Source organism: Candidatus Kuenenia sp. (genome assembly GCF_039794105.1).
Taxonomy (GTDB): domain Bacteria; phylum Planctomycetota; class Brocadiia; order Brocadiales; family Brocadiaceae; genus Kuenenia.
Genome location: NZ_JBDIWA010000058.1, coordinates 1 through 8,800, shown reverse-complemented (window position 1 = coordinate 8,800; position 8,800 = coordinate 1). Strand labels below are relative to the sequence as shown.

General features: G+C 41.3%; 5 protein-coding genes and 1 pseudogene. 2 read left to right on the top strand and 4 right to left on the bottom strand.

The features are described from left to right. Positions 1-444: 444 nt before the first annotated feature. From ABJL82_RS16150 to bcsA, 3 genes are read right to left on the bottom strand one after another with little or no spacing between them, the layout of a single operon-like run. Positions 445-1,479 (bottom strand): glycosyl hydrolase family 8, encoded by a 1,035-nt coding sequence (locus ABJL82_RS16150; RefSeq protein ID WP_347275736.1) that lies wholly within the window; start codon positions 1,477-1,479, stop codon positions 445-447. Then, on the bottom strand, positions 1,472-3,610 hold the full coding sequence (locus ABJL82_RS16145; protein ID WP_347275735.1) for a cellulose biosynthesis cyclic di-GMP-binding regulatory protein BcsB: 2,139 nt from the start codon (positions 3,608-3,610) through the stop codon (positions 1,472-1,474). Before ABJL82_RS16145 ends, ABJL82_RS16150 begins: the two co-directional genes overlap by 8 nt. Further along, complete coding sequence (gene bcsA, locus ABJL82_RS16140) at positions 3,607-5,913, bottom strand: UDP-forming cellulose synthase catalytic subunit (RefSeq protein WP_347275734.1); 2,307 nt, start codon at positions 5,911-5,913, stop codon at positions 3,607-3,609. The genes ABJL82_RS16145 and bcsA overlap by 4 nt, the downstream gene beginning before the upstream one ends. A gap of 202 nt (positions 5,914-6,115) precedes the next feature. Between bcsA and ABJL82_RS16135 the strand changes: the two genes are divergently transcribed. Beyond that, positions 6,116-7,261, top strand: a complete 1,146-nt coding sequence (locus ABJL82_RS16135; protein ID WP_347275733.1) for a DUF6271 family protein — start codon at positions 6,116-6,118, stop codon at positions 7,259-7,261. Positions 7,262-7,535: 274 nt separating this feature from the next. Continuing rightward, positions 7,536-8,498, top strand: a complete 963-nt coding sequence (locus tag ABJL82_RS16130; RefSeq protein WP_347275732.1) for an exopolyphosphatase — start codon at positions 7,536-7,538, stop codon at positions 8,496-8,498. Positions 8,499-8,591: 93 nt separating this feature from the next. On the opposite strand, the pseudogene ABJL82_RS16125 reads toward ABJL82_RS16130, so the two are convergent. Then, a pseudogene (locus ABJL82_RS16125) lies at positions 8,592-8,800 on the bottom strand (hypothetical protein); the annotation flags it as partial.

Genomic DNA, 8,800 nt, shown 5'->3' with positions numbered 1-8,800 from the left:
GCTATAAGAAATGGAAGAAAATTTCCAAGAAATATTCAACCACGCAAAAAAATATTTGCTTTCCCTTATAAACCAATTTCTTAACTTAATGACATTGGTTTGCAACCTGAACCAAACGTTTTATACTGTCAATCCAGCCTTCTATTAGGAGAACAAATGACAAATAAATTCAAGATTCCAAACAGGGATTTTGTGATTTGGACATTGGAATTTTTCCGTAGTACATAGTCCCATTATACGCATAAACTCATAGGTTCAGGTTGCAAACCTGAACCCGCCGGGGTATAAAAATAGTGCGACGAACCTCGTCGCACTACAAATGACAATTTCCGGTTTCAAAAGACTAAAGTGTTACAATTATTTTGTCATTAGAATTTGTTTCGGATCTCGTACTTCGTATTTCGGATTTCACTTTCAAATAAGCAACTGGCAACCGGACATTCTTCATTCTTCCGCCAGGAGGTACAGACAATACGAATAATAATCTTTTTTATCATACGCCAGCCTTTCACTTGCTTCTTTGAACAATTTCTTACTTAACGTTTTTTCACCCATCTTCTCCGCCGCCCTGGCAAATACAGCATAAAAACCCGGCGGGGCATTTTGCAGCGAAATGCTGTCGTTTGCAACATCTACCCAAAGGGGAATAAAACCCAGCTTATTATAAATATCCAACATCTTCGCCAAACCTTCCGGAAACGTGGGATTTTCCTCCCACGAGAGATAGAGGAATACGCGGATTGCCTCATAACCGAAATACGGTTTTCTTTCATTACAAACAGCTATGTCCTTACCCTCCAGCATTACCCAATCTGCAGGCATTTTCATCGACCCAAAACAGGATTTTGCAACGAGCAACATGCTGTCTTTGTAAACCTTTTGCCAGAATGCTTCGGCGTCAACCTTTGCAAACGCACGGTACGCTGAAAAAATAACATAGGAAGGGTTTACGATGTAACGATTATTCTCCCTGATAAATCCGTGATAACCGGGTAAAAGAAATTGGTGTCCGTTCCACTCTACTGCAAGATTCACCCGCACACTTTTGATGATTTTCAATGCGGTATTTTTATAATTATTGTTGGGCCATTCTTCATCGCCCTTAATCAGTGCGTATGCGATAAGAATATCGCCGTCGGTAGCATTATTATAATCGACTACACCCCAGGCACCGCTCGTTCTCTCTCCCCATTTCCACGCAAACAGATGATCGTTTCTTACCGCAATGTTATCCTGCGTCCACTGCCAAAGCTTGTCAAACACGGCCTTATCATTATACTTTACCGCCAACAACATTCCGTATCCCTGCCCTTCGGAATGACTGACGTGTCCATTGTAATAATCGACCACCCTGCCGTCCTGTCCGATAAAATTCGTCTTAAATGCATCCCAAACAGCAGGCTGCCGCCCGTATGTCATTTTGCACATACTCAGCATAAAAAACATACATATAATAATGCAACATAATTTCTTATGCACTTTTCAACCTCCTTTTTCTAAAGCGATATAACAGATAGAAAACGGTTATACCCAAAAGCAGAAAGATAAAAACTAACAGGTGAGCATAATACTTACTCATGGAATATATATACGCCTTTATCCGGGATATTTTCCCGCCTTTACCGCTGAAATATTTTTTCCCTATATCAAAAGAATAGACCTTGTAATGAGGGGCGGAAACAAGGTCAACCAATGCCAGATCGCCTTTGCACGCGCCTTCTACCGCAGGTTCTGTCAGCATTTCGCTAAAGGCTTGCAGCTCTTTTGGAGAAAACGCCGTGACCATCAATATCGTGCGCCCAACCCTGTAGGGGGATTTGAATTGCATTATGGCGCCTTTCGCCTTCCCGAAATCGCTTATTTGCCCGCTGAAAGCAAGGGTTTTTTCGTCCCGCCAGCTCTTCACCACCGGGTACGGGACGGAAGTATTTTTTGTAAGTTTCAAAGGTGTGAGTTCCTTTAAATCGTCCGGAATGCTTTCTGCGCTTCCCAAAATAATAATCTCACCGTCCCATGCGTCTGGCTTGCGAAAACCCATTTTAATTTCCAGGAGGGGAAATCCGTTTTTTTGAGTGATAGAACCAATGATGTTAAAGGCGGAAGCTATCACGCTGGACGTTGGCTGCGTCATAAAGAGAAGCGTTTCGTGTCCGTCAGGCCAGCGGGTAAAAGGAAATCCGTTTAAAAAAAACAGCTCCAGCCTGGGCAATTCAACAAGATGCGGCATTGGCGGAAAAATAAATGTTGAATTATCAAATATGGTGAAGAAGAGATTGTCTATGGGCATCGGTTCACAGTTGCTAATCATTGTCGGGGCTAACATCGGCGCAAAGGAAATAACGTTGGTTCCTGCCCGGAACAAATAGGTAGGGATTGAGAGGTTATATCCTTCCACAATATTCCCGAATTCGTTATCAAGGCGAACCGCCCGTATATGTATTCCATTCAGCAATACATTCAGTACGGAAAAATTCCTCATGCCGGCGCCATATGCAAAGTGCAGGGAAAGGTTTGCATATTGATTTTGCTTCACCAAAAAATCGGGCGGCAGGCGAAAGGTGATTTCTTTCGGATTAGGAGATAATCCCTTAAAAGTATACGTTTCAAGATTAAGGGTTTTAAGGGTATATTTTTTATCGGGAATCAGCATGTGTTTGCCGCTGTACTGTGCAACATCAGGAAGTTCAAACTTCACCGGCGTCATTTCGTCTGTGTCGGGAAATGGAAAAGACATAATGGCAAACGTTTCCGCAGCCAATTTCACCTGCTCAATATTATCTCCGGTAATTATAATTAAGGCGTGATGAGGGTCACGTACGAATTTTTCCAGCGGAAGGTGTGTTATTTTCAAAAGGGTGCTGGCATCTTCATTTATTTCAACGCCCTTTTTTCTTAAAAAATCGTATATAAAATCACTTTTCCCCAAAAGGATATTGTCCACATTGGGCTTGATATCTTTACTCAGGCTGAAAAATACCTGCCGGTAATCATATCGCAGCGCAATTCCGGAAGCCACGATGCCTGCATAATTGATTAACTCCTCGGAAGTAAGTCCTTCGGCAATGAAATTCACCCTGCCGTGGGGAAAGATTTTTGGGTCAAATATAAATTCAGGAATCGCCGATAACCGCAAAGGAATCGGTTTTAATCGGTATTCCACGCGTAAAACGGATTCGTCAACCTTAATGGTTGTCCAAAGATCTGGAGCGCACGGGTCTTCACATTCATCGGTATAATGCTGCGTAACGGCAAAGCTGATGCTGTTGTAGCCGGTATCCAGCAAAATAGCAGGGATTGCCACCTTTACCTCCCCCTCCGGAACTATAGGGCTTAGCTTGATTTGCGCAATCGGATATCCATTCACTTTCACTACCAGGGTGGACTTGTTTTCCAGCAAAGAAGATGAATTTACATATTGAAAACGCATGACTGCCCTTTCAATTTCCCATCGTTCCGGAACACTGAGCGGGATTGCATATTCAGCGCTGGTACATTTTAAATCAATGCTTTTCGCAGGGGTTAATTTATACAATGGCACTTCTAATACTGCTGCATGCGCCAGTTGTGCCAGGCAGAAGATGGTTGCTATACATAGAAATAATTGTTTCATTTTGTATGCAATCCTTCAAGCTTCATCTTTTTCAGCCACAATGACTGCATTTTCCCATATACCACAAAGACCCCTTTTTTCAGTACGCTATACAATAATTTCGACGAAAGTGTAACGCAGTCCCTGCTGCCCTTTATACCCATACGCACGATAAAATAGAAGATCACCCACGGACTTACACGCTTAAACCGCTTCTGTAAAAAATCTTCCCATCTTTGACTGTCGCCATACACATATTTAATCAGACGCAATTGCGCCGCTTTTCCTTTTACAACAAAATCACATCCGCAGAAAACGTTCTCTTTCTTTTTTATTTGCCTGAATATTCTTGCATCAAATGCATATTTTTCCCCATAAATATCCCTGACGTTTAATACAACATCCTCTTCCGGTTTTATTGGAAACGGCGTTTTCAACTGCACCCCCATCCCCGAATACGAGATGTCCTTTATTTCGCCCTGCAAAATACACTTCATGCGCGGAAAATATACATTTACCTCACCCCGCGCCCACATGCGATGATGACGGCGTATCTGCCTTCTCTCTACAAACGCGCCCAGCGACGCCACAGCGATAAAAAGATTAAACATCGTCCACGACAGGGTAATAAGGATAATATCCCGGTATAATGGGAATTGTATCCACTTTACTATCCCCACAGGAACACACGCTGCAATTATAAATACCATAAAAAGAAAGGGAACTGCCTGCAAGGTGAGCACCGTTTCGCCCAGACTCTGTCCTTTCGGGGTGACCTTAAAGGTGGGATGCCGTGGGTTTCTGATAACGGAAAATATCACGGGCATAAGGAATATGGACAGCACGCTTTCATATATCTCGGAAAAAAACGGCCATCTGAATTTGCCGTGGAGAAAGTCCGTCACAACAATACACCCAATAACGTGGGGCAATGCATATGCCACTGTCTCTGCAAAAGATGCGTGGTATACCTTCAATCCGAACAATAAAAATGCCGCAGGGACAACATAAAAAATAAACCTCGAAAACCCAAAAAACCAGAATAGGGAAGCGCTCATATAACAGAGACGCTGATACCATTTCATTCCTTTTGCGAATAAGGGATTCCTCAGTATGAAAATTTGTATCATACCCTGCGCCCAGCGGCTCCTTTGTACAAGCATATCATCAAAACTCTCAGGAGACAATCCGCATACCATTGGCCTGTCGATATACACGCTATTATAGCCCTTGCTATGTAAAGCAACTGTTGTTTCGGCGTCTTCTGTTATCGTTTCGCCGGCAATACCCCCAACCTCCATTAAATATTTTCTTCGCAAAAGGGCGGCGGAACCGCAGAAATACGAAGCATTCCAGGAATCGAGGCCATGATGGATACCATGATAAAACATCTCATTCTCGCTAGGGGCTTCGCCAAATATCGCAAGATTTTTTTCAAACGGGTCAGGATTTATGAAAAAATGAGGTGTTTGCACAAGAAAAAGCCTTTCATCTTTCAGAAACCATCCTGCCGTATTCCGTAAAATATCCCTTGTGGGCACATGATCGCAATCCAATATGAGGACAAGCTCTGCGCTTGTGTGCTGCAGTGCATGGTTCAGATTCCCCGCCTTGGCATGTGCGTTTTGCTGCCGCGTAATATAACTGATACCCAGTTCATTCGCCATCCTTTTCAGGGAATAGTGCCTATTCCACGCATCCATTCCCTTTTCTGGATGATTCCTTTTGGCGACAGTGCCGCCGTCGTCCAATATATAAACATTAAACTTGTCCTTTGGATAGTCAATCTGCGTACACGAAATGGCAGTAGTTCTTATAACATCTTCAGGTTCATTGTAAGTAGGGATAAAAATATCCACCGTGGGATACAAGCGGGAGTCGGCAGGCAAAGGCACTATCTTGTGGTTAAGCGGCCATATATTGACAAATAAACCGAAAAAGTGAATAGCAACCGCATATGCCTCCGCAAGATAAAGCAAAATGGTCGCCGCATAATCCAGTGGCCCCGTGTACACCAAACTCTGGAAAGTACGCCAGAGCAAATACCGCAGGGTAATAAACACAATGATCAGGATGAAGAGGATTCGCAAGGGCGGGCGTTTAAATACCTCTATTTTACCAGCAACTATAATAAAACCTATAAGCCCCCAGAATATCCCAAGCTGGTAATAAATATCCAGATAACATCCCGCCATGAAAATAAAACAAAATGCCCCCACCCCCGCAAAAATACACATCAGATAAAAGATGGATTTTTCGGCGTCAAACTTTCCGGTTTTTATTTTTGGCAGATTTCCAATAGGAAGCATGTTTTTATTTACCATTTTACGATTTTTTTATCTGTGTAATCTGTGAAATCTGTAGTTTCTTTTTATTAATTTTTATCCTGTGCATTCCTGTTAATTGATCATTAACCAAGCCGTTATAAAAAACCATTGTTAAATATGATTAAATATGTTAACAGATAAGATTTTCAGACAACGATAATTTCAAACAACCATTTCATTCTTATCTATTTGATACAAAATGGGTTCTATAAGAAACACGTGCGTAACCATTATACCTACCATACACAATATTGCTCAATCAAAATCCGTTGAAAGTTATCTGCAACAAATGATGATTGAGGGATTTGTCATGCCAATGTGCATTGTCGATAATTCCGAAAGCCCTGTCTGCGAAAAGAACCGCATATACCTTGAAGAGGTAAAGCATCGTCTCAAAGGAAGGATTGCGCTGTATCATTTCGGAAAAGAGGAACAAAAGATGTTCTTTTGTGAAATGGCAAAAAAGGATATCGACCGCGAATCTATTGAGATACTAAAAACCGCCTCTGGTTACGGGGCGTCAAGAAATAAATGCTTTCTCCTCGCAAAGTGTTTAGGTGCGGAATCAATATTTTTCTTTGACGACGATACCCGGCCTGATGGCGCCATATTTAATGCCCACTTTGAAATACTTAGCGGAACAAAGGGTTCGGGAAAAATATCAATTGTAAGCGGGCCGTACACTGGGGTAAGGGGCATACATTTTACCTTTATAGAAAACCGGGAAGACCAATTAAGATTTCTGGCAGCATTGGGTCACCACGGCGAAAGCTCATTACGCTATCTGAAGCATAAGGATACAGCAACAGAAAATGCGATGGACGAAAGCATTGAACACCATCTTGAAATCGTAAAAAACATACGCGGAGGAAATTTTGTTATTGATGCTATTTACGAGGATATCGTTTGCCCAACAATAAAACAAGCGCCAGGCATCGACGATACATTTGTCGCCCAAAGGGTTACGGAAAAAGGCCGTCAGGTAGTGAAAAGCCGGAAATCCGTCATTCACGAACATTTTCAATATAAAAGCAACAAGCACTCCATTCTTGCCTATTTAGAATCATGGGCACGAACAATCTCATTTGAATCGCTCTACCACGGAATGAATTTTGAAAACACAAAACAACATATTTTACATTATGGAAACACCCTGCTTACCCTTGAAAACAAATACTGCAAATCTATTGGCAAAAAAATACAGGATGAAGAATATATAACCTCCCTTATTCATGAAATTTCCGGAAGCATTAACGATTATCAAAGACTCAAAAAGACATGGAAACACATCATCGATATGTGCAGCAGTGCAGAACTTTTACCTATGGAAAAACTGAGAGTATAGTCAAACCAACTTGGGAAATACGAAATACGAAGTACGAAATACGAAACAAATCCGAATAACAAAGCATAAAATTCAAAACAAATCCAAAACATACAACAATATGATGCACGAAATGCGAGATACGAAAGATGCACTTGTTTAGAATTTCAAATCATTTTGTCATTTGAATTTGTTTCGTATTTCGTACTTCGTATTTCGTATTTCACCATTACTGGGTTTCACCAGTAAATATTTTGCCAAAAAATGCAAAGAAATTACTGATAAGGTACTAAACGTGGACAAAAAACAATACCGGTTAATTACAAAGGGCGATTTTGACGGTTTGGGATGTGCGATTCTTTTTAAGTCGCTGGGGATAATAGAAGACATCATCTTCACCCATCCAAAAGAAATCGAAAGTGGAAATATTCAAATCACAAGCAATGATATCATGGCAGGATTACCCTATAGAGAGAAAGCCTATTTGGTATTTGACAATTATCCCTACAGCATAAAAAACAGCGTTGGCAAAAAGAACAACTTCATTATCGACACCAATGCCCCATCAACTACAAGGGTGGTATATAATTATCTCGGGGGAGGGAAAAGTTTTCCTGACATCAGTGATGAGTTGTTGTCCGCGGTAGATAAAGGATACACCGCCAACTTCACTACGTATGAAATTCTTTATCCTGCGGGCTGGAATCTTTTGAATTACATAATCGACCAGAGAACCGGCCTTGAAAAATTCGGAAAATTCCGGTCTTTGCATAGCCAGTTGCTGCTTACATTAGTTGACTACTGTAAAGATCACAACATATTGGAAATACTTGGTTTGCCTGAAATAGAGGAAAGGATTGAGATCTATTTTTCCGTTGTCGATCAGGGCAAAGAACAGGTTTTACGATGTGCTTCTGTGTACCACAATCTGGTGGTAATCGACTTTCGGCATGAAGACGTAATTTATCCCGGAAACAGGTTTATTGTATATGCGTTATATCCGGAATGCAACGTGTCGCTCCATATCCTGCCTGATACCGCTCGCAACAAAACCATCTTTGTGGCGGGGAAATCCATTATAGACAGGTCGTATAAGGCACATATCGGGAAAATAATGTCGTTACATGGCGGCGGGGGCCACGCAAACGCCGGGACATGCAAGGTTTCCAATGAGAATGCGGAAGAGGCGCTGGAAGCTTTAATCAGAAAATTACAATACGGCGTCCTCAAAAATCTCATTATGGGCTATTTTCAATAACCGGAACCTGTATAAAAATACTGACTTCCCATTTATAACATATTCATTTATACTATTCGGGGAACTTGTGGGTTGCAACCCAATGTCATTAAGTTAAGAAATTGGTTTATAAGGGAAAGCAAATATTTTTTTGCGTGGTTGAATATTTCTTGGAAATTTTCTTCCATTTCTTATGGCAGAATTGTTTTCAATAAATAGTTTGTGGAGTTTTTCAATTATAGGCAGAATATATTCTCTGAAGAAAAGCACAATACCACAATTTCTCATTTTTGCCAAAGCCTGTGTCCTGTTGATTTTGTAAT